The organism is Paenibacillus ihbetae, from assembly GCF_002741055.1.
GTDB classification, from domain to species: Bacteria; Bacillota; Bacilli; order Paenibacillales; family Paenibacillaceae; genus Paenibacillus_AQ; species Paenibacillus_AQ ihbetae.
Window position 1 is genome coordinate 3,493,315 of the sequence record NZ_CP016809.1, and the last position, 22,198, is coordinate 3,515,512.

Sequence of the window (22,198 nt, forward strand, 5' to 3'; positions counted from 1 at the left end):
TTCAGATCTGTTTACCTTTTTTAATATAGGCTTGGTCGAATCATAAATTTGATAAAAACAATCCTTCGGGAATGGTTCCCTCCCAGTAATCTTGTGCAGGCAAATCCAGCACATGCGCCGTAACGGCAGCCGTATCCATAATGCCGACCGGCGTTTGGATGGGACCGGCGTTCACGGCAGGGCCCGTAATACCCCACGTGATGGTCATATCCATCGCATGGTCGCTGCCGTGATCATGCGAATGGGCGCCGCCCCCGCCGTGATCGGTCACGGTAATGACCCAGGTATCCTCTAGCAGTCCTTCTTCGCGCAATGCTCCCAAGATTCGATGAGCGTATTGATCCGTAACGGCAATTTGGGCGAGTTGACCGGACGTGCCGAAGCCGTGTTGATGGCCGGCGGCGTCCGGATGGTCAAGCTGGATAAACATCAGCTTGAAATCGGGATGCCGATGAATATATGCGGCGATGGCTTCCGCCAGCTCAGGGTCCGGCATGGATTCCATATGGACGCCCAGGTTATTTTCGATGATCCCCCTGTTGATCGGCTCCCAGCAGCTGAACGAGGATAACGGCGCATCCGGCCACTTCCGGCGGGCCAGCTTGAAGAGCGAGGCGTAGGGGAAGTCGGCAGGGGTCTGCAGATGGATTGCTTTGTCGTTGTTAAACCCGTGACGATCCGGGCTCAAGCCGTATAGGAGCGAGCCCCAGCACTCTGCGCTAATGCTGGGATACACGGTCCGGGCCTCATAGGTGTAGGCTCCGCTTTGCAGAAGCGCATGGAGATGAGGGGCGTCTGCTTGGCGGATGAATCCGCCCGCCCCGTCGATTCCAAGAATGACGACTCTTTGTGCCATAGGTGGCGCCTCCTTGATATACATAATCCGTACATTTTGATAATAGATACCATGGTCGTGTTGGACGCAGGTCACAACATCGTTGATAGGACTTGTCGGCGGACGCTGGAGAGCTATCCCCAGACAGCGATAGTGATGATGCCTAATGTAATCAGTGCAGACGTCACGATGCGGCGCGAGCCTTGTTGTTCCCGGAGGACGAGAATGCCGAATATCGTGCCGAATACGGTGCTGATCTCGCGGATCGGCGCAATATGGGCAAGCGGCGTGAGCCTCATGGCGAACAGAAATAACAGGTATGAGCCTGGCGCGAGAACAGAGCCGAGCAGTATGGTGCGCCAGTTGACGGACCATTCCCGCTGAAGTTGCCCGGATCGCAGGACAGGGATGATTAGCGCGACGAAATAACTGATATTCGATAACTGGATTAACAGCACGGGGGAAACTCCGGCATCCAGAATCGCCTTGTCCGTGAGCGTATAGCCCGAAATGCACAGCCCCACCAGGCAGGCGTAACCAAGCGCTTTAACATTCACGTTGCGACGTGAGCCGGCCCGGATTCCGGATAAGGCGAATAAAGAGATAATAATGACGGATAACCCAATTACGCCGGCTCTGCTTATCTGCTCATGGAATAGGACCAGGCTGCATAGTGAAGTCAGCATGGCGCCGAGCCCCCGCATGAACGGATAGACCTGGGACATATCCCCATGCGTGTAAGCCTTGGAGAGCAGGAGGATATAGCCTCCTTGTATGGTCATGGACAGCAGAATGAAGCCGTACACTTTCGGGCTCAGCGTGAGCTGCGACATCTCGATCAAGAAATAGGGCATCAGAATGATCAAGGTTACCGAGTGGATGCACCAGAGAAATACCGATTTATGAATGCTTCGTTTCGTAAACAGATTCCAGAGCGCATGCGTCAGACCGGACGACAGTACCAGAAGCAGGGCCAGAAGCTCCATCAGATCGGCCCGGTAAGAACTTCGATGCCGCGTGCAGCGAGATTATCCACCCATTCCTGCGGGCAGCCGGGATCCGTGATAATCATGGAGATATCCTCCAGTCCCGCGAGCTTCGAGAACGTGGTGACCCCGAGCTTTGAATGATCGGCGAGAACGATGCCTTCCTCCGCACGCTCCAGCATTTTCTGAGAGATGTAGGCTTCATCCAGATCATAATCGGTAATGCCGTCGGTTAACGAGATGCCCCCAACGGAGATGAATGCCTTATTCACTTTGAACTGTTCCAGCAGCATTTCGGTAAGCGGGCCGGTTGCGGCCTGCTTGGTCCGGTCCATATTCCCGCCGATAAAAATAATTTTCCCCTGAAAAATTTCCATCGCCAGATTGAGAATAGGCACCGAGTGCGTGATCACCGTGACATGCGCGCGGTCCTGAAGATAACGCATCACTTCGATCGTGGTCGTTCCGTTATCCAGCAGAATCGTCTCCCCGTCTTTAACGAGGGAAGCTGCCAGCTTGCCGATCGCGGCCTTTTCTTCCGTATGTGTTTGCGAGCGGCTTAGGAAGGACGGTTCGATCTGCCCGGAGCGCGATTTGACGGCACCGCCGTAAACTTTGCGGAGCCTGCCTTCTTTCTCCAAGCGGTCCAAATCCCTGCGGACCGTTTCGGCGGATACATCCAGCTGCATCGCGAGGGCATGAACCTTGACTTTGCCTTCAAGCTCCAATTGATGCAGGATTTTTTGCCGCCGGTCTTCAAAGGTTACGGACATTATGGATTCACCTCACATATTTATGACTGATATTGACCAGTGTTGTTGATTTCAACTAATTATTATGGCTATTGCCGCATTATGTCAACAAAAATCATTGACGAAATCCTCAAACTCCCTCTAAGATACACATAAAACAACAAAAAACAATAACGAAACCACAAACCGAAAATTAAGGGAGGCTGCAAGATGAAGTCCATACTCCGCTTTAAAGAAGATCAGACGTTTAAGATCGTACAGTTTACCGACATTCACTGGAGGAATGGCGATGCGCAAGACTTGGCGAGCCGGCAGTGCATGGAGACGGTGCTGGACCTGGAACAGCCCGATCTCGTTGTGTTTACTGGAGATATTATCTATACGGGGGAGACAGAGGATAGCTCCGCAAGCTGCCTGGACCCCGTTCAGGCTTTCAAGGATGCCGTATTCGCGGTGGCATCTCGGGGGATTCGCTGGGCATTCGTATTCGGCAATCATGATACGGAAGGCGATATTACGCGGGAGGAATTATTGAAGGCTGCCAGGGATATTCCCGGCTGCTGCGCGGAGCCCGGGCCGCCGGAAATTAGCGGCGTCGGCAACTATACACTTCCTATATACGGAAAGAGGGGAGATACGGCTGAAGCCGTGCTGTATTTTTTCGATTCGGGCGAGATGTCAAAGCATCCGGCCGTCGAAGGGTATGATTGGATCCGGCGCGATCAGATCCGCTGGTATGAGATGGCGTCCGCCGCATACGGCGTGAAGCGTGGCGGCGAATCCATGCCGGCATTGGCCTTCTTCCACATCCCGCTTCCGGAATACAAGGATGTGTGGGAACGCCGGACGTGTTATGGCAACAAGTTTGAGGCGGTATGCTGCCCGCAGCTGAACACCGGTCTGTTCGCGGCCATGCTGGAGCGGGGCGATGTGATGGGGACGTTCGCTGGACATGATCATATTAACGATTACTGGGGCGAGCTCTTCGGCATCCGTCTTTGTTACGGCAGAGCTACTGGTTATGGCACCTACGGCCGGGAAGGCATGCTCCGTGGTGCGAGGGTTATTCGCCTGCATGAAGGACAACGGCAGTTCGACACTTGGATTACGCTGAGCGACGGCTCGCAGATTCGGGAACAGGAGAAGCATGAACCCGAGACGCCCCTCTGATACACGATAATAGTCAAAAACACACCTCTTATGAAATGTACGGAAAAGATCCGGTGGTTTCATGGGAGGTGTGTTTGGTTTTTCGTTATGATCCTTATCCGTTCCTAAGCAGTCGCAGCAGCAGCTCCGCCTTAGGGGGCGTATAGCTCGGGTCCTCTTGGGACTTCAACGTCATTAATCCAGATTTGCGGATAAGAAGCGTGAATTGCCTATAACTCCCCTTGTGTTCGCTCTGAAATTTTGGGACAATACAGAGTGGACGATCGTGGTCCACAGCTCTTTAGATTTTGGCAATGCCTTATAATAAATGCAGTTATATAGAAAGAGGACATCCATCATGAATAAACCATCCATTTATGGATTGACATTAGACCAGCTGGTCGATTGGCTCGGCCAGCGGGGTCATAAGAAGTCCCGGGCGACCCGGGTATGGGAATGGCTGTACCGATCACGGGTTACGGCATTTTCGGAGATGACCGATGTGCATCCTTCATGCCTTGAGCTGCTGGAGGAGCGCTTTGCGATTGTGACGCTGGAGGAGCATACGAAACAGGAGTCGATGGACGGGACGGTCAAGTTTCTGTTCAGGCTGGCTGACGGCAACCTGATCGAGACGGTGCTCATGCGCCATAAATTCGGGTTGTCCGTCTGCGTAACAACCCAAGTTGGCTGTAACATTGGCTGCAGCTTCTGCGCCAGCGGCCTTCTGAAGAAGAGCCGGGATCTGACGGCTGCGGAAATCGTCGAGCAGGTAATGCAGGTTCAGCTTCATCTGGACCGCCGAGACCAAGATGAGCGGGTCAGCCACCTGGTCGTGATGGGAATCGGCGAGCCGTTCGATAACTACGACAACATGGCGAACTTTATCCGGGTGATCAAGGACCATAAGGGACTTGCTATCGGACCGCGGCATATCACGGTATCCACCAGCGGGCTTGCCGGGAAAATCATCGAGTTTGCGGACAGCGACCTGAATACGAATCTGGCGATCTCCCTGCATGCGCCGAACAATGAGCTGCGCACAAGGATTATGAAGATCAACAAGGCCATCCCGATCGAGAAGCTGATGGAGGCCATCGATTATTATTTGGAAAAAACAAAGCGCCGCATTACGCTCGAGTACATTCTGCTGAAGGATGTCAATGATCAGCGGGAGCATGCGCTTGAGCTTGCGGAGCTGGTTGGCGAGCGTCGCAGCCTGGCGAACGTTAACCTCATCCCGTACAACCCGGTCGATGAGCACAGTCAGTATCAGCGGAGCTCCAAGGAGACGATCACCGCGTTTTACGATACGTTGAAGAAACAGGGCATCAGCGTCAGCGTACGGCTGGAGCACGGCACGGATATCGATGCCGCCTGCGGCCAATTGCGGAGCAAGCAGATCAAGAAGGCGCATTAACCGGGCAACCGGAGGCTGCTGCCTTAAGAGCTGCGGGGAAAGCATAGCCTTAAGCGGGATATGCTTTTTTCTTGTTGGAGAACCTCGATTGCCTTGCTATGACATCAAGTGAAAGGAATGAACGAATATGCTGGAAACCCATCCGGTTGTGAAAAAGCTGCAATATAAAGACCTGGGTCAACCCGTGTTGATCTTGAACGCGCCGGAGGCCTATCAGGAGGTTGTCCGCTCGCTGCAAGGGGAGGTTTATACGGAGCCGGTGCAGGCGCCCTATGATTTCGTTCAGGCGTTCGGAGCAAGCAACGAGCAGCTTCGGGAGCTGGCCAAGATTGCGGCGAGTGCCGTAACGGATAACGGCTTGCTCTGGCTCTGCTATCCGAAGAAGACGTCCAAGACCTACAAGAACTCGGATTGCAGCCGGGACAGCATCGCCGGCATTTTGGCGGATGAAGGCTATGAGCCGGTGCGGCAGATTGCCATCGACGAGGATTGGTCGGCCCTCCGTTATCGGAAGGTGGAGCAGATCAAGACGATGACGAGATCTTTCGCTACCACCGCGAAGGGCAAGGAACGGACTGGCCAAGGGGAAAAGGAATAACCCGTGACAGCGGCTGCAGCTTTCCCTTTGATATGACACGAGAGGGACCCTGATCAGGGGGTCCCTCCTTAGTTGATGCGCAGAAGGCTATATGCTTCGCTATCCGTGATGAGAGCGGTACTTGGATCGAATCTTTTTACGGCGAGCATCCCGATTTATCGCCTTGCTGCCGCTCCCGCCGCCGACGGCTTGCTGCTGCCGGGTGCCCCGGCTTTCGATTGCTGAATTGGTGCCGCCTGTGCTGAAGGCTCCTGCACCGCTTGCGATTTGGGTGGCTGAGCTGTCACGGCCTGATCTCGGCAGCCTGACCACCTGCTTATTAATAACGAATACAACTTCTTTCTGATGCTTCTTGGACTTGGGAATCTTTCCATCCGGTTTAGCGCCGTGATGAAGCGAGTTTTTCAGGCCGAGGTTTTTGGCGATGCCGCCCGCGCCGACGCTTTCTTGCTGGTACGTAAACGGAGAGCGGATCGCGGCGTTGTTCCCGGCAGCGCTGCTTTTGCCCGCCCCGCTCGCAATTTGCGTCGTGTTCGGCGCATTAGTGAATTGATCATTCACGACAACGGTAAACCGTTCGATCCCGCCAAGCGGAGAGGTTAGAGAATACCGGTGATTGCCTTTCTCCACGGTAATCGTCAGATGGTCCTTGGTCGGCAATTTGCGTCAACTCCTTTTTTAGTCGTCAGAACGACTTCTTCTTGATGGTAGAACACTTGCAGGATCAGGTGTAAGAGATAGATGCATAGAGAACCGGAAATTGATCCATTTGTCCTCCGGAACAAGGACCTACCTGAAGGTGTGACAAGGTCTTCCTTGGTTTATAATGTAGAAATGTGACAGAAAGGGTGAGGTTTATGCTGACGATTAAGGAATACAGCGTAGAGTTGATTCAAGATCCGTTCGGGATCCTGGCTGGGCAGCGATATGAGTTTGTATGCGATCTGGACGTGCCGGAGGAGGACGAGCTTTATTCCGAACAGGGAGTTTATTTGCGGGTGATATTCCTCAAAGACGGGGAGAATTCGCGAATCGTAAAATATGACTTCTACGAGCGAACGACCGATCGGTATCTTGATTTTGATATGGAGCCGGAAGAAGAGGAGGAGCTCGCCGCGTTCTGTAAAGAACATGCGCAGGTTGAGGTCTGATTCAAAACGGTATTCTTTTGCAAACAAATTGGTAACAATGATGGAGGGCGCCCTGAGAAGGGTGTCTTTTTTTGATCTTATAATGTTATAAAACATAACATCAATTAGGTGTTTTAATGAAATTCGTTAATATTTACCAATGAATTATGTTAATTATATTGACTTAAAATCGATGACTCTTGTATAATCACACCAGAATCTCATGATATATGTTCGAAAATATGACATAATAATTGTTTTCTACTGGTCAGTTGCGTAAGATTATCTTTTACAAAGGAGAGATGATGCATGGAGAGAGCCGAGGTCACAGGACGAATCATGGAGGCCAAGCGCAAATTGGGATTAAAGTGGATCGATATCGCAAGCGTAATCGACCGTTCGGAGGCCTGGACGGCAACGGCGCTGCTCGGACAGGGAACGCTGACGAATGAAGAAAGTGCCAAGGTCGGGGATCTGCTTGGACTGGATCCGGAAGCGGTTGCGGCATTAACTGTTATTCCATACCGGGGAACGACGGTGCCCATGCCTCCTACGGACCCGCTCATTTATCGCTTCTATGAAATTTTGCTGGTGTACGGACCGGCGATCAAGGACTTGATTCACGAGAAATTCGGGGACGGCATCATGTCTGCGATCGATTATGAAATGGATATACAGCGTGTGGAGGATCCGAAGGGAGACCGGGTGGTCGTGACGTTAAACGGAAAGTTCCTGCCATATAAAAAGTGGTAATGAATGCGGTTTGCTCTGTCGATCGTTCTTCTTTCATCCCGTTACGCGGCGGTTTCGATACATCTAGAAGGAGGGATATACCATGTCATATGTAAAGCCGGATCAAGTAGTAGAGGCCATGATTCAAGCGGGGACGACCAAATCGCAGCTGACCGTTGCCCAAATGCTGCTGCGGGGATTGTTGGGCGGAGCCTTGCTTGGATGTGCCACGACGCTGGCCTTTACGGCGACGGCCCAGACGGGGATCGGCATGGCGGGTGCCTTGTTGTTTCCTGCCGGATTCGTCATTATTGTGCTGCTAGGGCTGGAGCTGGTTACGGGTAACTTTGCCCTCATTCCGCTCGCGGTTATGGAGAGGAAAACAACGGTCTCGCGGATGCTGGCCAGCTGGGCGTGGGTATTTGTCGGGCATCTCATCGGCTCGGCATGCTATGGCCTGCTCTATTACGCCGCGGTAACGCAATTCGGACATGTACAAGAGGGCGGCGTTATTGATCTTATAAGGAGCGCTGCTGAAGCGAAAACGGTTGGTTATGCTTCGCTTGGCTGGGCGGGGATGGGAACGGTGTTTATAAAGGCGGTGCTGTGCAACTGGATGGTGTGCCTGGGGGCCGTCATGGCTAATGTCTCCCAGACCACGGGCGGCAAGATTGCCGCGATGTGGCTGCCGATTGTCATATTCTTCGGCCAAGGCTTTGAGCATGCGGTCGTCAATTTGTTTGTCATTCCGACCGGGATGCTGATGGGAGCGGGCGTCAAGCTGGGGGATTGGTGGCTCTGGAATCAAATCCCCGTGACGCTTGGCAACATCGCCGGCGGATTCCTGTTTACGGGACTTGCACTGTATCTGACGCAAAAAAAGCCTGTCGTTCCGCCGGTTGTCGAGCTGAATTCCTCGCATAAGGCCAGCTAACCGTGACGGCGGCAGCCGGCTGGATGGGGCTCCGGAAATCCGTCAGCCCCATATGTATCCGTCGATCAGTCGCCCCCTATGTAACGAAGGCGGCGCTTCTTCTAGAGATACGGCTATCTTGAAATCAATACGAAAGGGAAAGAATGATTAAACCTAAAAATATCCCTTGCATTTACCCGCTCCCATCTGTTACTCTGAATGCAACTTAGAATGAACGGAGGGTTACGTGTGTTGGATTTTTCCCGATTGAGATCTTTTCGCGGCTAATGGAATACGCGTGGAAGTGACCTGCTGCTCAAGCAGGGTAATCGGGATGGGTCTGCCAATTTTACGTAACCCATGGTCATGAGTGTCGAATAGATTATTCCATCCGAAGCAGGCGGTGCTGACTTGGTGTGCCATTTGCTGTCTTTCGGATTGGGTTATTTTCGTGCACTCGGACATAGAGGGCTCGTGGCGGAAGCAAGCGCCCCGTTTTCGATTACCTGAGCACAGGCGATGATTTGCCTGTGCTTTTTGTTGTTTTTGACTCAAGATGCTTGCATGTTGATAACGATAACAAGGAGGCGTTTTTATATGACAACAGCTCATTCTCAGGATTATTCCGAGGTTATCCGGGAGATGGTGACGATCGCGGGGGAGCACGGCGTGCAATTGAGCCCTGACGGTATTGAAATGAATGAATCGGGAATGGATTTTCTGGTCGGCATTGCCCAGGATGCCGAGGGTGTATCTTGGGTGCTGCGTAAGCCGCGGCGAGAGGATGTGCTCGAACGGGCGGATAATGAGGCGCGGGTGCTTAAACTGATTCAGCCTCGTCTGCCGGTTGCTGTACCGGATTGGCGGATCTACACGCCCGAGCTTATCGCTTATCCGCTGCTTAGCGGTCAGCCCGCCGCATCCGTCGGCGGGGAGGGTTATGCGTGGAACATGGATCCCGTGCAGCCGGGCGAGCGATTCATCGCTTCGCTGGCGGGGGCGCTGGCAGCACTCCACGGCATTGATCACGAGGATGCCCGGGTAGCCGGCCTTCGGGTGAAGAGTCCGCAGGAAGCCCGGGAAGAGATGGCTAGGAATATGGAGGAGGTGCGCAGCCGCCTTGGAGTATCCGCGGCGCTGTGGGAGCGCTGGCAGAAATGGATCGGGGATGACTCCTATTGGCCGGGCCACTCGTCGCTTATTCATGGCGACCTCCATCCTCCGCATATTTTGATCGGCAGTCAGGTCCAAGTCACCGGGCTTTTGGATTGGACGGAGGCTGAAGTGACGAATCCGGGCAAGGATTTCATTCTGTACTATGCCGTACACGGCGAGGAAAACCTGAAGCTGCTGCTGGAGCGATACGAGCAGGCCGGCGGGAAGGTATGGCCGCGGATGTATGATCATATCGTAGAGCAATATGCGGCGTATCCGGTGGCTGTCGGACAATTTGCTTTGCTGACGGAACAGGAAGAAGTGCTCGCGATGGCCCGCAACATGCTGGGGCTGACCTAATACGCAACATCATTTATGCAACGATCCCTGCCTATCCGGGATGCCGGAGGGAATCGCTTGAGCCCAAGAGCCAGTCGATGGAAAATTCGGTTGGCTCTTTTTTTATTCACTGGTTTTTGCGGAAGCTATTAGGAAGTGCTCATAATCCTCTGATTTTATGACAACCTTAAAGGGTAAGGTTCTTTAACTGGGAAAAGCAACGATAATCCTGGCGGGGAAGTGATCCTAAGGATCCACCATTGAAATCGCTGCCGGATGCGTGCAGGATATTTACAGGCTAATCAAGAAATATTTGGAAAGGCTGTTCGTCATATAATGATCATGAAGCGGCATTGACTGGCGGAGAGCGATCCACGGCCGTATATGGCATGGGTTGCGGAATTTACATACTTGTCGATATTTTGGTCTGGGAAATATGTTATTCTAAACATACTTACCAGCATTGTAGCCCACACGAATTGATGGATTAGGGAGGGGATTGATCTTGAATATTGAAGTGCGTTTATGCCCGAAAGAACAGTCATTTATTCTGCATAACCTCTATCCGCTGTACTTGCATGACATCGCTGAAATATGGGGGATCCATCCTAACCGATATGGAGTGTTTGAGAAGGGGGATGTGCCGACCTTGAGCGAGCAGAGCAAGCTGCTCGACGTGTGGTGGGAACAGCCGTCGGTTCTTTTTCCATATTTGATCACGGTGGATGACGTTGCGGCCGGTTTCGCGTTGGTTTCTACGCCGCCGCAGGTTCCGTCGGCAAATATTCAATATTACTTAAGCGACTTTTTTGTGCTTCGGACTTATCGAAGACAAGGTGTAGCGCGGCGGGCGGCTGAGCTTGTGTTCGATCAGTTCCAAGGCGCATGGGAGCTTCAGACCAACCCGACGGAACGGAATATGAGCACCCAGATTTTTTGGCGCAAGACGCTGAATACCTACACAGGCGGAAAATACTCCGAACTGGATGGCGTCCATCCGGAAAAGGGAGAAATGCTGGTATTTCGGTTCACCAACAAGTAGGACGGAATTTGTACCTGGCTGCCCGTTGGTGGATGAATTTCGGACTTGACAGCTAATCGCAAGCGGATTAAACTGAATAAAATTTTCAAGCAAATGCGCTGAAGAGGACGCCGGCATCCTATGGATGCTTCGAATCAGAGAGCTGCTGGTTGGTGCGAAGCAGCTGAAGCGGCGATGCACGGCCATCACCTCGGAGCAGATCAGTCGATCGTCGATGACGTGAGGCTGATCCGGGAGTCCCCTGTCGTTATTCCGGGGCATCATGGATCGATGATGGCGAAGAGTGCGTGCCGGAAAGCGCCGGTACGAATCAGGGTGGTAACGCGGAGCTAGGCTCCGTCCCTATAGGGATGGAGTCTTTTTGTCGTTTATCGGCCCGGGAAATGAGAGGAGAGGGTGGAGTATGATGCTGGGGAGGCTGGTGCCCATGGATGAGGCGCTGGAAGGGGAGGCTTTCAAAGCGGACGAGGTTCCGTATAATCTGCTCCATTTGATCGGAGCCGCGCCAGAGATGCCAAGCTTTAAGTCGTCCGATGGCCGTATGATCTTTGCGAGGTCTGCCCGGGGGAATGCCTGGCTGTGGATGCAGGACGTCGTTTCGGCGGAAGTTCGGGAGCGCTGGCTTCTACGCAATATCGGTTTTACAAGCTGCGGAACGATTGCGGAATTGGCGTTCTCCGGCGGTGAATAACGAGAAGAATTGTAAAGAATGCCAACGCTGTCTTGCTTGTCTGCCGCATTCGTGGAACATCCGGGCATGAAGGATGTATGGAAAGACCCGAGGCCGTGTCTAGGCTGCGGACCATGGGCGCGGCGCCGGATAAACCTGGAGGAGACGATACGCCTCCAATAATGTTATTCTATAAAAGTGTTCAGAAAATGTCGGGCCCGATTGGACAGCACATGATCTTTGAGCCATACGATACCGACATCGGATTGGAAATCGGCGCTCGGTATGGTCAGCGTCCGGATGTTGGGGATGGCGAAGGAGGACATGACTGATGCCGGCAAAATCGTGGCCCCGATTCCTTCGGCGACCAGTGCCACGATGATCGCGACGCTGGAGCATTCGCATATGACACGCGGCGGATGGCCGCTGCGGTTGAACTCCTGGATGACCCGCTCATGCATGCCTTTGGTCTGGTCGGTCTTTAGCGACAGGAATGGATGCTCGGCCAGCTCGCGCATCGAGATTTGCCCTGGCGTCGGCCCGCTTTCCCAGCTGCCGGGGAGGACGGCGACGAACGGGTCGGAGGGCAGGGGGAGCACGGCGTAACGTTCCGGCCCGAAGCGCGATTCGAACGGGAGGCGGGTGACCGCAAGCTCGATATGGCGCTGGTCCAGCTGGTCGGCCAGAAGGGAATGGTCGCCTTCCCGGATTTTGAAGGTGACTTCGGGGTATTTTTGGCGGAAGGAGTGGATGCGCTGCGGCAGCAGCGAGATGCAGGAGACGACCGCACCGATGGACAGCATGCCGCGGATGCCGGCATGAAGTTCCTTTACCTCCGTCAGCGTCTCATTGAACTGATTCAGCAGCGAGTCGGCTCGCTGCTGCAGGAGCTCGCCGGCATGGGTCAGTCGAAGCTGCTTGCCGCTTCGCTCGAACAGCGTGACGCCAAGCTCCTCCTCCATCAGCTTCAGCTGCCGGCTTAAGGGCGGCTGCTCCATATTCAGCTGTTTAGCAGCGCGGGTGATCTGGCCCTCCCGGGCAATCGTCAGGAAATAGCGGAGCTGGCGAATATCCATGGATTCAGGTTGCCCCCTCTCTATACTTAAAAGGTATGATATCCCTATAAATCAGATACTTTTAATATAGGGTATCGATTGATATGATTCAACTAATAACGCTTGCAGATAAGGAGATGTATAAACAATGACTTACACGATACCCGTTGAATTGACGTCGTCCCCAAAACCGAAGCCGGCCCATCACAACCAGGCTTTCGGCACGGTCTTTACCGACCATATGTTTATATTGGATTACGATGCGGAACAAGGGTGGCATGATCCGCGGATCGTTCCGTATCAGCCGATTCAGCTGGATCCTGCGGCTAAGGTGTTCCATTACGGGCAGACGGTATTTGAAGGCTTGAAGGCTTATCTGACCGAGGATCGCCGGATTCTGATGTTCCGTCCTAACAAAAATATCGAGCGTCTCAACTTGTCCAACCGCCGACTCAGCATTCCGGATCTGGACGAGGAGCTGGTGCTGGAGGCGCTGAAGCAGATCGTTCTCGTCGATCGGGACTGGATTCCTTCCGAGCCGGGCACTTCGCTGTATATCCGGCCGTTCGTTATCGCGACCGAGCCGGTGCTGGGCGTGGCTCCATCTCTGCAATACAAATTCATGATCATTCTGTCGGTGGTCGGCTCGTACTATGCGGAGGGCATCAATCCGGTCGGCATTTATGTAGAGCCGAAATACGTTCGTGCCGTTGTGGGAGGCGTAGGCAATGCCAAGACCGCAGGCAACTATGCGGCAGGCTTGAAAGCGCAGGATGAAGCTACCGCGAAGGGGTATTCCCAAGTGCTTTGGCTGGACGGCGTGCATCGGAAGTACATCGAGGAAGTCGGCAGCATGAACGTATTCTTCAAGCTGGGCGATACGGTCGTTACGCCGGCGCTGAACGGCAGCATCCTGGACGGAGTGACCCGGAGCTCGGTCATCCAGCTGCTCCAGCATTGGGGCATTCCTGTAGAGGAGCGGGCCATTTCCATCGATGAAATCATTGAGGCGCACCGCAGCGGAACGCTGGTTGAGGCGTTTGGCACCGGCACGGCCGCGGTGATCTCACCGATCGGGTCTTTGGAATGGCAGGATGAGAAGCTGGTGATCGGTCAAGGCGTAACCGGGGAGCTGTCGAGCCGGGTTTATGACGCGATTACCGGCATTCAGCGCGGTATTCTGGAAGATCCGTTCGGTTGGGTGATCGAGCTGCCGCTGGCGGATGCGGCGAAGCATTCCTAAAACAGGAACGGCATTTTTATACAGCAGCCTAAGGACTGCAGCTATATGGCCTACGGATGATATTGGCCTGGCTGCAGTCCTTTTTAGTTATCCTCCAATAGGGGTATGAGTGGGCCAGTCCCTATGCGGAACCGATGGGTTCAGGCTGATTGTTTTGTTATCGGATTGAAGAGACGGAGCCCTGCGCCGGATGCTCCAGCAGCGCACGCAGCCACCGGTCGTAGACGTACCATGCCAGCCTGTTATCGAGCAGGGATTTGAGAGTGTACAGTCCTTCTTCTACGGAAGCGGCGCGCTCGCAGAGATGAAGTCTTACCGCAGCGTTAAGGAGGACTTGGTTCGTGAACGCGATGTGCCCCTTCCCCTGCAAAACCTCCTCGGTTACCCGCAGCTGCTCTTCCGCGGTCCATTCGATTTCCGGAAGCTGAGCCTCAAGGCCGAACAGCTCGGGGTCGATCAGATGAAGCTCGGAATGCCCTTGATGCACCAGCTGCACGCGGGTTGCCCGATGGATGTGCAGATCCTCCGAGCCTTCTGCGCCTTGCACGATCAATGCCTTGCGGTAACGGAGATTTTGGAGCAGCTGTGCCATCCGGTCGAAGACGGTGTTGTGAAAGACACCATACACGAGGTAGGGCGAGTGCGAGAAGTCGATCAGCTTCTCGGCGGTGTTGAGGATCGTGCGCATGCCGATCTCCTCGCGGATCGGGCGGATAGAGCGCAGGGGAGGACACCACTGCTCGGCATCCACGAACAGCACGCCTGTGAGCTCGGCGGCTAGTATGGATTGCTCGCGCGAAATGCTTGCGGGATCAGCCCCTTTGCATAGCAATAGGTCGTTTACCGTAACCCCCCATTTCGGGGGCAGTGAGGCGCTGCCGTGCAGCGTAACCGGCAGCCCGGCGGCTGCGAGCAGAAAGGCGGTCGGAAACGAGGCGTAGAAGGATGTTTTTCTGCCGTCATAAGGTCCTGCGCAATCGAGTCCGGCATGGACCGCTTTACGGAAGGATCGGTCACGCAGGGTCTTGATGAAGGCCTCCAATTCCTCGACGCTTTCCATCTTCATTCGTTCGGCCATAAAGAAGGCGCCGATTTGGGCCGGGGTGGCCTTGTCTTCGAGAATCCATTCGGCAGCGGAGACGGCCTCGTTATAATTCAAATCCCGAGAGCCTCGTTTTCCCCGTCCGACTTCCTTCAGCAACTTGATCATCGTCATTCATCATCAACCTCCATTCTTGGAATCATGCTTTGAGCTGCTGGTGCGCCTTGACGATGGAGGTGGCGACATCCACAATTCGTTTTCGTTCGTTCATGGCTTTGCGCCGGAGCATATCGTAGGCTTCCGCCTCGGAGACCCGGTTGATATCGCTCAGGATTCCCTTGGCCATATCGATCCATTTCCGTTCCTCCAGCTTGGAGCGAAGCTGCTGCCGTTCGGTGTGCCACTGCTGCCGGTCGAGAAATTGCTTGGTCCCGACATGGAGGGCCCAATGAAGCTCGGATGGGCTCATGGAGGGGGTGAGGATCCCGTCGATCGGAGCGTCGTCTTGGCAATAATCGGCCGAGGATGTGCCCGAGTAAGGGCTGCACCACCAGAGCAAGGGGACGGGTTTCAATTTTTCCAGATTCCTTTGCCATCCGGCGATCCTGGCAATCGGCAGATGGACGACAGCCGCATCGATTTCGTGGATGCAGCGAGGGAGATCCGCAGCTGAACAGGCCGTATATACATGATAGCCGCTCTCGCACAGGTTCTCCTCAGCAACGGCGCTGGCCTCGGCGGAAGCCTGATTCGGTTTGGAAGCATGGGCGACGTGTTCGTGGATAAGGAGTAAGCGGCGCATCTAAAGGAATCCCTCCTATAGGAAAACTTATAAACATATGTCTATCAACTATGTTATAAAATATTACATAAACAGTGAGTTTGTGCATGGAACAAACGGAGTTTTGTGATTGAAAATGAGGTGTTTTTATGATGATAACGTATTTTCAATTTTTCATAAAGAGGAAATCTTCGTGAATCGTTCGGAAAATTTACGTTTTGTGGTCGATGGATTCCTGTTATAGTTCGGATAAAAGCTGATATAACGGACATTTTTCTGGTTTAATCATTTGCGTGATAAAACTTTACACATTGTATGATAAAATTATTTTGTGGCGATTTATAGTGTTATGAATGTTGACATAAGGAGAGGCGTCATATATAGTTAAGGGCAATAAAACCAAATCGTAAGTCACGGATACAACGGTGTATCCGTTCGAAGCGGCAACGAAGCCTGACTTCGCCTCAAACGACAAGAGAGATGAATGGATCTCTTGCGATTGCGGCGGTCAGGCTTTTTATGTTGTTAAGCGAAAACCTGAACATACCCGAAGAGGAGAGGAAATCGTGATGAACAAACCTGAGAAATTGGTGCTGGTCGGTAACGGGATGGCGGGCGTACGAACGATTGAGCATGTATTGAAGCTAGCGCCGGGGGCTTATGACATGACGGTGTTCGGCAAAGAGCCTCATCCGAATTATAACCGGATTATGCTGTCGAAAGTGCTGGCCGGCGGCACGGATATGAAGGACATCATTATCAATGACCGGGACTGGTATGCGGACAACGGCATTCGGCTTTTTACGGGGGACGCCGTCGCATCGATCGATACCATAAACCGCAAGGTCGTATCGGAATCCGGCGTCGTTGCCGATTACGACAAGCTGATTATCGCAACCGGCTCGAATCCGTTCATGCTTCCGCTGCCGGGCGTGCGCAAGGAAGGCGTAATCGGCTTCCGGGATATCCATGACTGCGAAATGATGATTGAGGCTTCGAAGAAATACAAGAAGGCCGCCGTTATCGGCGGCGGGCTGCTCGGACTCGAGGCGGCAAGGGGATTGCTGAATCTGGGCATGGACGTGACGGTCGTTCATCTGAACAAATATTTGATGGAACGTCAGCTGGATCCGCCGGCTTCAGAAATGCTGCAGCGCGAGCTGGAAGCCCAGGGGATGAGCTTCCTTCTGGAGAAGCAGACGGCGGCCATTACCGGCAAACGACGTGCAGACGGATTGGAATTTTCGGATGGGAGCCGGCTTCAGGCGGATCTGATCGTTATGGCGGTCGGGATCCTGCCTAACGTGGAGCTCGCCAAGTCGGTCGGGCTGCAGGTGAACCGCGGCATCGTCGTAAATGATTTCCTGGAGACGAGCGTTCCCGGCATCTATGCGGTTGGAGAGTGTGCCGAGCACCGAGGGATCGCTTATGGACTGGTTGCCCCGCTGTATGAGCAGGGGGCCGTGCTTGCCAAGCATTTGGCCGGCGTTGAAACCTCCGGTTACGCAGGCTCCGTAACGTCCACGAAGCTGAAGGTGTCGGGTGTCGACGTATTTTCCGCCGGTATGTTCAACGATGCCCCGGATACGCGTTCCCTCCGGTATCAGGATGATATCGAGGGGGTGTACAAGAAGATCGTCATGAAGGGAGAGCGCATGATCGGTGCCGTTCTGTTCGGGGACACATCGGATGGGACCTCGCTGTTTTCCTTGATCAAGAGCGGGGAATCCGTCACCGGACGCGAGAAGGAATTGCTGCTTGGCTACCCGGCCGGGCAAGCCGCCGCATCGCCGCTGGCCAGGCTCGAGGCGTATTCCGCCGACGAGATTATATGCGGCTGCAACGGCGTGACGAAGGGGAGAATCATGGAGGCGATTGCGGACGGGTGCAGCACGGTGGGCAAGATCAAGGCCTGCACCAAGGCGTCCGGCTCCTGCGGCGGCTGCAGGCCGGAAGTTGAAGGACTGCTGTCGATTTACGGCGGAGAAGGGGCCGGCGAGCCGGTGAAGGAAGGCATTTGCGGCTGCACGACGATGGACCGCGATGAAATTGTCGAAAAGATCAAGGAGATGCACTTGGTCAGCGTGAAGGAAGTGATGAACGTCCTGGGCTGGAATGAGCCGGAAGGGTGCTCGAAATGCCGCCCGGCGCTCAACTACTATTTGGGGATGCTGTGGCCGTCCGAATACAAGGACGAGAAGGAGTCCCGGTTTACGAACGAGCGGTTTCACGCCAATATCCAGAAAGACGGCACGTATTCCGTCGTTCCGCGGGTATATGGCGGAGTAACGTCGCCGGCGGATCTGAAACGGATTGCAGCCGTCGCCGAGAAGTACGATGTGCCCATGGTCAAATTTACGGGCGGGCAGCGGCTCGATCTGCTGGGCGTAAAAAAGGAAGACCTGCCGAAGATTTGGGAGGAGCTCGATATGCCTTCCGGGCATGCTTACGGCAAGGCGCTCCGTACCGTGAAGACCTGCGTGGGCTCGACGTTCTGCCGCTTCGGCACCCAGGATTCCATCGGCATGGGGATCCAGATGGAGAAGGCCTTCGAGCGGCTCAATACGCCGGCTAAAGTAAAGCTTGCCGTGTCCGGCTGTCCTCGTAACTGCGCCGAAGCCACCATTAAGGACCTGGGCGTCGTGGCGATCGACGGCGGCTGGGAGATCTACGTCGGCGGCAACGGCGGCGTTAAGGTTCGGGAATCGGAGCTGCTGTGCACGGTAAAAACCGAGGAGGAAGTGATGGAATGGACCGGCGCTTATCTCCAGTATTACCGCGAGACAGCGAACTGGAACGAGCGCACCTCCGTCTGGATTGAGCGGATCGGCCTGGATGAGGTGAAGGCGGCGCTGGAGAGCCGGGAGGAGCGGCTTGCGCTCGTATCCCGGATCGAGGAGACGCTCAGCTACACCACCGATCCTTGGAAAGAAATTATAGAGAATCCGGAGCTGCGCAAGAACTTCGTGCCATTGACGGAAGCGGGAGCCGGTGAAGGTTTGGGGGCGAGAAACTCATGAGCAAAATTCGGGTGGCAAATTTGGCGGAAATCGATGCGAAGGGGGCGCGTACCTTCCGGATCGAGGGTACGGAGATCGCGGTATTCAGGCTGAGCGACGGCAGCGTCAAGGCCGTCGAGAACCGCTGTCCCCATAAAGGCGGGAAGCTGTCGGAAGGCATGGTATGCGGAACGGCGGTGCACTGCCCGCTGCATGACTGGAAGATCGATCTGGCCAGCGGCCGCGTCTATGAGCCCGACGATGGCTGCGTAACAACGTACCGGACGGAAATTGACGGTACGAACGGATCGATTTATATCGTGATGTAAGCAAGCCAAACGAACGATATAACAAATACAGAGGCAGGAGGTGCAGGCCGTGCGGGCGTTGGGGATGGTCAGTATCGTCGGAGCGGGACCGGGAGACCCGGAATTGATTACGGTAAAGGCAATGAAGCGGATCCGGCAGGCAGAGGTCATTCTGTATGACCGGCTCGTCAATGAGGAGCTGCTGAAAGAGGCGCCGGGTGAAGCCGAGCGCATCTATTGCGGCAAGGCGCCGGGGCGGCATGCGGCATCTCAGGAAGATATCAACCGGCGTCTTGTCGCCTATGCGATGCAAGGGAAGCGGGTGGTGAGGCTGAAGGGCGGGGATCCCTTCGTCTTCGGACGAGGCGGGGAAGAGGCGCTGGCGCTGGCGGCGGCCGGCATCCCTTATGAGGTTGTTCCGGGAATTACGTCCGCCGTCGGAGCTGCGGCGTCAGCCTCGATCCCCCTGACCCACCGCGGCCTGGCCGCTTCCTTCGCCTGCGTAACGGGCAGCCGCTGCCATGAGGACGGCTCGCCCGTCCGGTGGGATTTGCTGGCGCACGGGGTGGATACGCTGGCAATCTATATGGGCGTCAGCCAGCTGCCGTATATACGGGAGCAGCTGCTGCTGCACGGCAAAGCAGGATCGACGCCGGTCGCGCTCATTGAGCAGGGGACGACGAGCCGCCAGCGCACCTTCCTATGCACGCTCGAGAATATGCATGAGCTGGCAAAGGCGGTGAAGCTGGGGAACCCTGCGCTCATCCTGGTGGGCGAGGTGGTGCGGCTGCCCGGACAGCTTGCGCTATTGGAGCGGAATGTCTCAACGAGGATCGGATAGGCACGTTAGTATCAGCGGGAGTTATAATTCAAATATGAACAGAGGGCAGCGCTGCTTGAAGCGCTGCCTGTTTTCGTTTGCCCAGCGCGCATGATACGATATGGATAACGATAAGGATTCGCCGTGATTTTTGAGCAATATGACGATTACGATTCGCTGGAGGTGCATGCATGGTGGAACGTCCGCAGGGCGTCGTTCCGGACGCCATTGATTTTTCGAATGCCGCTTTTCCTTTTACCGCATCGACGACACGCGGCATATTTGTCGGCGCACAGCGGCTGCATTGGCACCATGCGCTGGAGCTTAATCATATCCGAAGCGGCACGGGCTTTATTTTGATCAACGGGATGAAGCTGTCGTTTCAAGAAGGAGACATCGTATTCATCAATAGTAACGCGCTCCACCGCGCCTATGAGACGGACAATCTGATCATGGACGTCATTATGTTCGATCCTTCGCTGCTTTCGCTGGATTTGAAATTCGATCCCGAACTGATGAACCCGTTCCGCTCCTTGGGCATGGTAGACCGGGAATCTCCGGTTCGCCCGGAGATGGCCCGGCTGCTTACAAGCATGATGGAGGAGCACAGAGCGCAAGGCACCTCCTATATGAGTCTGATCCGCTCGGACCTCATTCGTTTTCTGAGCCTGGCGAACCGGCATCTGTCGGCACCGCTTGCGGAGGACCGGCCGATTAAGGGAAGGGGCATGTATGCCTTGAAGGAAGTGCTTCGGACGATGGAGCTTCACCTGGATTACGGGTGGACCTTGAAGGAGCTGTCGGATATGACGCATCTAAGCCCTTCCCGGTTCAGCGCGCTGTTCCAGCAGGCTGTCGGCACATCCCCGCATCATTACCTGATTCAGCTTCGCTTAACCCACGCGGTGCATCTACTGGAAACAACGGATGCGAAGATTATCGAGATCGCGCAGAGCTGCGGATTCCGTAATCTCTCCAACTTCAACCGGCTGTTCAAGCAGCATATTGGCGCATCGCCCAGCGATATCCGGGAGCGTGCCTCTGTCGGCAGCTCTCTTCCTCGTTTATCGCACAGTGCAGAGAAACAGTAAGGCAGAGAAACAGTAAGATCGTATCACTCCTCGGGTGTATAACAGTAGAAGATGCGTTTATGGAAGCGGTATCTTAAATATATACCATCACATAACGCCGAATGGCTCGGCGTCTAGGAGTGAAAGTCCATGAGTTTGTATCTGGGAGTGGATGCCGGCGGGAGCAAAACCCATGCCGTCATCTGCGACGATCAAGGCAACATTGTCGGTAAGGGGGCGTCCGGGAACGGGAATCACCAGATTAACCGGGAGCAGGCGGCACGCAATATCGAAGAGGCCTGCGGCAGCGCTCTTCGGGAGGCCGGCGTATCCAAGGACGACATCCGCTACGCGTATTTCGGCTTGGCCGGTGCGGATCGGGAAGCCGACTACGAAATCCTGCGCCCGATGATCGGGGCTATGGGTTACCCGCGGCATGATATCGCCTGCGATACGATCATCGGCATGCGTGCCGGAACGAGCCGGCCTTATGGAGCGGCATTGATCTGCGGCACCGGCTTTAACAGCGCAGCCCGGAACCGCGAGGGGGCGGAGCTGCAATACGGCGGCTTCGGATTCCTCTACGGCGACGGCTACGCCGGCGGATCCGGTTTTGCAACGCTGGCCTTCCGGGCGGTGATTCGCGCTTGGGATGAGCGGGGGCCGGCCACGATGCTGACTTCGCTCGTGCTGGAGCAGCTGGGGTACGCCTCGGTTGAGCCGATGTACGAGGATGTTCTCTACGGACGGATTTCTGTTCCGCCGACATTGGTCAAGACTTTGTTCAAAGCGGCTGAAGCCGGCGACGAAATCGCGACCCGAATTCTTCAGACCGAAGGCGAGGAACTGGGCAATGCCGTTTGTACGCTTGTCCGGCGGCTGGGCATGTCCGATGAGGCATTCGATATTGTGTATATCGGGAGTGTGCTCAACCGTCCGAACAGCTCGATCCTGACGGATGCGATAGAACGGGTTGTGGCCGTCCGGGCGCCGTACGCCCGGTGCGTAAGGCTGACATCCGATCCGGTAGCCGGAGCGCTGCTCTGTGCGATGGATGCGGACGGGCGGACCATAGATTCGGAGACCGAGGCCAAGCTCAAGGCATTCACGTTTGAAGAAACCGCTGTATCGTGAGCCTGAGTATGACAATTGGACCGGA

General features: G+C 54.7%; 23 protein-coding genes. 16 read left to right on the forward strand and 7 right to left on the reverse strand.

From position 1 onward, the window contains the following. Positions 1-40 precede the first annotated feature (40 nt). From BBD41_RS15520 to BBD41_RS15530, 3 genes are all read right to left on the reverse strand, one after another. Complete coding sequence (locus tag BBD41_RS15520; protein ID WP_099478113.1) at positions 41-856, reverse strand: alkaline phosphatase family protein; 816 nt, start codon at positions 854-856, stop codon at positions 41-43. 113 nt (positions 857-969) lie between these two features. Next, entirely contained in the window at positions 970-1,821 is an 852-nt protein-coding gene (locus BBD41_RS15525; protein WP_099478114.1) for a DMT family transporter, read from the reverse strand. After that, positions 1,821-2,594, reverse strand: coding sequence for a DeoR/GlpR family DNA-binding transcription regulator (locus BBD41_RS15530; protein WP_099478115.1), 774 nt, complete (start codon positions 2,592-2,594; stop codon positions 1,821-1,823). The genes BBD41_RS15525 and BBD41_RS15530 overlap by 1 nt, the downstream gene beginning before the upstream one ends. A gap of 189 nt (positions 2,595-2,783) precedes the next feature. Here BBD41_RS15530 and BBD41_RS15535 point away from each other — a divergent pair, with 189 nt between their 5' ends. The 3 genes from BBD41_RS15535 (at position 2,784) to BBD41_RS15550 (ending at position 5,740) form a co-directional block, all read left to right on the forward strand. Next, positions 2,784-3,743, forward strand: a complete 960-nt coding sequence (locus tag BBD41_RS15535; protein ID WP_099478116.1) for a metallophosphoesterase family protein — start codon at positions 2,784-2,786, stop codon at positions 3,741-3,743. Positions 3,744-4,080: 337 nt separating this feature from the next. Then, a complete protein-coding gene (gene rlmN, locus BBD41_RS15545) occupies positions 4,081-5,142 on the forward strand; it encodes a dual-specificity RNA methyltransferase RlmN (RefSeq protein ID WP_099478117.1) in 1,062 nt (353 codons plus the stop codon). 127 nt (positions 5,143-5,269) lie between these two features. Continuing rightward, a complete protein-coding gene (locus tag BBD41_RS15550; protein WP_099478118.1) occupies positions 5,270-5,740 on the forward strand; it encodes a DUF3052 domain-containing protein in 471 nt (156 codons plus the stop codon). A 99-nt stretch (positions 5,741-5,839) separates the two neighbouring features. On the opposite strand, the gene BBD41_RS15555 is transcribed toward BBD41_RS15550, so the two are convergent. Further along, positions 5,840-6,400: a hypothetical protein gene (locus BBD41_RS15555; RefSeq protein ID WP_099478119.1), complete on the reverse strand. Its 561-nt coding sequence runs from the start codon at positions 6,398-6,400 to the stop codon at positions 5,840-5,842. A gap of 197 nt (positions 6,401-6,597) precedes the next feature. Between BBD41_RS15555 and BBD41_RS15560 the strand changes: the two genes are divergently transcribed. From BBD41_RS15560 to BBD41_RS15590, 7 genes are all read left to right on the forward strand, one after another. Continuing rightward, positions 6,598-6,891 (forward strand): DUF6509 family protein, encoded by a 294-nt coding sequence (locus BBD41_RS15560; protein WP_077568665.1) that lies wholly within the window; start codon positions 6,598-6,600, stop codon positions 6,889-6,891. A 288-nt stretch (positions 6,892-7,179) separates the two neighbouring features. Beyond that, entirely contained in the window at positions 7,180-7,623 is a 444-nt protein-coding gene (cynS, locus tag BBD41_RS15565; RefSeq protein WP_077568663.1) for a cyanase, read from the forward strand. Between the two features lie 82 nt (positions 7,624-7,705). Next, entirely contained in the window at positions 7,706-8,536 is an 831-nt protein-coding gene (locus tag BBD41_RS15570) for a formate/nitrite transporter family protein (protein WP_099478120.1), read from the forward strand. A 576-nt stretch (positions 8,537-9,112) separates the two neighbouring features. Then, positions 9,113-10,030 (forward strand): macrolide 2'-phosphotransferase, encoded by a 918-nt coding sequence (locus BBD41_RS15575; protein ID WP_099478121.1) that lies wholly within the window; start codon positions 9,113-9,115, stop codon positions 10,028-10,030. A 484-nt stretch (positions 10,031-10,514) separates the two neighbouring features. Further along, positions 10,515-11,051: a GNAT family N-acetyltransferase gene (locus tag BBD41_RS15580; RefSeq protein WP_077568658.1), complete on the forward strand. Its 537-nt coding sequence runs from the start codon at positions 10,515-10,517 to the stop codon at positions 11,049-11,051. 120 nt (positions 11,052-11,171) lie between these two features. After that, on the forward strand, positions 11,172-11,384 hold the full coding sequence (locus BBD41_RS15585; protein WP_077568657.1) for a hypothetical protein: 213 nt from the start codon (positions 11,172-11,174) through the stop codon (positions 11,382-11,384). 70 nt (positions 11,385-11,454) lie between these two features. After that, a complete protein-coding gene (locus tag BBD41_RS15590; protein WP_077568656.1) occupies positions 11,455-11,742 on the forward strand; it encodes a hypothetical protein in 288 nt (95 codons plus the stop codon). Between the two features lie 164 nt (positions 11,743-11,906). Here BBD41_RS15590 and BBD41_RS15595 read toward each other — a convergent pair whose 3' ends face one another. Beyond that, positions 11,907-12,797 carry a LysR family transcriptional regulator gene (locus BBD41_RS15595; RefSeq protein WP_077568654.1) on the reverse strand — a complete coding sequence of 297 codons (891 nt, stop codon included), beginning with the start codon at positions 12,795-12,797 and terminating at the stop codon, positions 11,907-11,909. Positions 12,798-12,924: 127 nt separating this feature from the next. Between BBD41_RS15595 and BBD41_RS15600 the strand changes: the two genes are divergently transcribed. Further along, positions 12,925-14,019 (forward strand): branched-chain amino acid aminotransferase, encoded by a 1,095-nt coding sequence (locus BBD41_RS15600; RefSeq protein WP_077568653.1) that lies wholly within the window; start codon positions 12,925-12,927, stop codon positions 14,017-14,019. Between the two features lie 157 nt (positions 14,020-14,176). Here the strand turns inward: BBD41_RS15600 and BBD41_RS15605 are convergent, their stop codons facing one another. Together BBD41_RS15605 and BBD41_RS15610 are read right to left on the reverse strand one after the other, a co-directional pair. Continuing rightward, positions 14,177-15,235, reverse strand: coding sequence for an anthranilate phosphoribosyltransferase (locus BBD41_RS15605; protein WP_099478122.1), 1,059 nt, complete (start codon positions 15,233-15,235; stop codon positions 14,177-14,179). Between the two features lie 25 nt (positions 15,236-15,260). Beyond that, a complete protein-coding gene (locus BBD41_RS15610) occupies positions 15,261-15,863 on the reverse strand; it encodes an ANTAR domain-containing response regulator (protein WP_099478123.1) in 603 nt (200 codons plus the stop codon). A 548-nt stretch (positions 15,864-16,411) separates the two neighbouring features. On the opposite strand from BBD41_RS15610, the gene nirB reads away from it, so the two are divergent. From nirB to BBD41_RS15635, 5 genes are all read left to right on the forward strand, one after another. Next, complete coding sequence (nirB, locus tag BBD41_RS15615; protein WP_099478124.1) at positions 16,412-18,862, forward strand: nitrite reductase large subunit NirB; 2,451 nt, start codon at positions 16,412-16,414, stop codon at positions 18,860-18,862. After that, positions 18,859-19,170, forward strand: a complete 312-nt coding sequence (gene nirD / locus BBD41_RS15620) for a nitrite reductase small subunit NirD (protein ID WP_077568646.1) — start codon at positions 18,859-18,861, stop codon at positions 19,168-19,170. Before nirB ends, nirD begins: the two co-directional genes overlap by 4 nt. A gap of 64 nt (positions 19,171-19,234) precedes the next feature. Continuing rightward, positions 19,235-19,990, forward strand: coding sequence for a uroporphyrinogen-III C-methyltransferase (gene cobA / locus BBD41_RS15625; protein ID WP_237087113.1), 756 nt, complete (start codon positions 19,235-19,237; stop codon positions 19,988-19,990). 170 nt (positions 19,991-20,160) lie between these two features. After that, positions 20,161-21,060, forward strand: a complete 900-nt coding sequence (locus BBD41_RS15630) for an AraC family transcriptional regulator (RefSeq protein ID WP_099478126.1) — start codon at positions 20,161-20,163, stop codon at positions 21,058-21,060. Positions 21,061-21,189: 129 nt separating this feature from the next. Next, positions 21,190-22,173 carry an N-acetylglucosamine kinase gene (locus BBD41_RS15635; RefSeq protein WP_099478127.1) on the forward strand — a complete coding sequence of 328 codons (984 nt, stop codon included), beginning with the start codon at positions 21,190-21,192 and terminating at the stop codon, positions 22,171-22,173. Positions 22,174-22,198: the final 25 nt, after the last annotated feature.

Bases quoted from the DNA above. Each gene is read 5' to 3' on its own strand.
- BBD41_RS15520 (WP_099478113.1), bottom strand. From the start codon at position 856: ATGGCACAAAGAGTCGTCATTCTTGGAATCGACGGGGCGGGCGGATTC.
- BBD41_RS15525 (WP_099478114.1), bottom strand. From the start codon at position 1,821: ATGGAGCTTCTGGCCCTGCTTCTGGTACTGTCGTCCGGTCTGACGCAT.
- BBD41_RS15530 (WP_099478115.1), bottom strand. From the start codon at position 2,594: ATGTCCGTAACCTTTGAAGACCGGCGGCAAAAAATCCTGCATCAATTG.
- BBD41_RS15535 (WP_099478116.1), top strand. From the start codon at position 2,784: ATGAAGTCCATACTCCGCTTTAAAGAAGATCAGACGTTTAAGATCGTA.
- rlmN (WP_099478117.1), top strand. From the start codon at position 4,081: ATGAATAAACCATCCATTTATGGATTGACATTAGACCAGCTGGTCGAT.
- BBD41_RS15550 (WP_099478118.1), top strand. From the start codon at position 5,270: ATGCTGGAAACCCATCCGGTTGTGAAAAAGCTGCAATATAAAGACCTG.
- BBD41_RS15560 (WP_077568665.1), top strand. From the start codon at position 6,598: ATGCTGACGATTAAGGAATACAGCGTAGAGTTGATTCAAGATCCGTTC.
- cynS (WP_077568663.1), top strand. From the start codon at position 7,180: ATGGAGAGAGCCGAGGTCACAGGACGAATCATGGAGGCCAAGCGCAAA.
- BBD41_RS15570 (WP_099478120.1), top strand. From the start codon at position 7,706: ATGTCATATGTAAAGCCGGATCAAGTAGTAGAGGCCATGATTCAAGCG.
- BBD41_RS15575 (WP_099478121.1), top strand. From the start codon at position 9,113: ATGACAACAGCTCATTCTCAGGATTATTCCGAGGTTATCCGGGAGATG.
- BBD41_RS15585 (WP_077568657.1), top strand. From the start codon at position 11,172: ATGGATGCTTCGAATCAGAGAGCTGCTGGTTGGTGCGAAGCAGCTGAA.
- BBD41_RS15590 (WP_077568656.1), top strand. From the start codon at position 11,455: ATGATGCTGGGGAGGCTGGTGCCCATGGATGAGGCGCTGGAAGGGGAG.
- BBD41_RS15595 (WP_077568654.1), bottom strand. From the start codon at position 12,797: ATGGATATTCGCCAGCTCCGCTATTTCCTGACGATTGCCCGGGAGGGC.
- BBD41_RS15600 (WP_077568653.1), top strand. From the start codon at position 12,925: ATGACTTACACGATACCCGTTGAATTGACGTCGTCCCCAAAACCGAAG.
- BBD41_RS15605 (WP_099478122.1), bottom strand. From the start codon at position 15,235: ATGACGATGATCAAGTTGCTGAAGGAAGTCGGACGGGGAAAACGAGGC.
- BBD41_RS15610 (WP_099478123.1), bottom strand. From the start codon at position 15,863: ATGCGCCGCTTACTCCTTATCCACGAACACGTCGCCCATGCTTCCAAA.
- nirB (WP_099478124.1), top strand. From the start codon at position 16,412: ATGAACAAACCTGAGAAATTGGTGCTGGTCGGTAACGGGATGGCGGGC.
- nirD (WP_077568646.1), top strand. From the start codon at position 18,859: ATGAGCAAAATTCGGGTGGCAAATTTGGCGGAAATCGATGCGAAGGGG.
- cobA (WP_237087113.1), top strand. From the start codon at position 19,235: ATGGTCAGTATCGTCGGAGCGGGACCGGGAGACCCGGAATTGATTACG.
- BBD41_RS15630 (WP_099478126.1), top strand. From the start codon at position 20,161: ATGGTGGAACGTCCGCAGGGCGTCGTTCCGGACGCCATTGATTTTTCG.
- BBD41_RS15635 (WP_099478127.1), top strand. From the start codon at position 21,190: ATGAGTTTGTATCTGGGAGTGGATGCCGGCGGGAGCAAAACCCATGCC.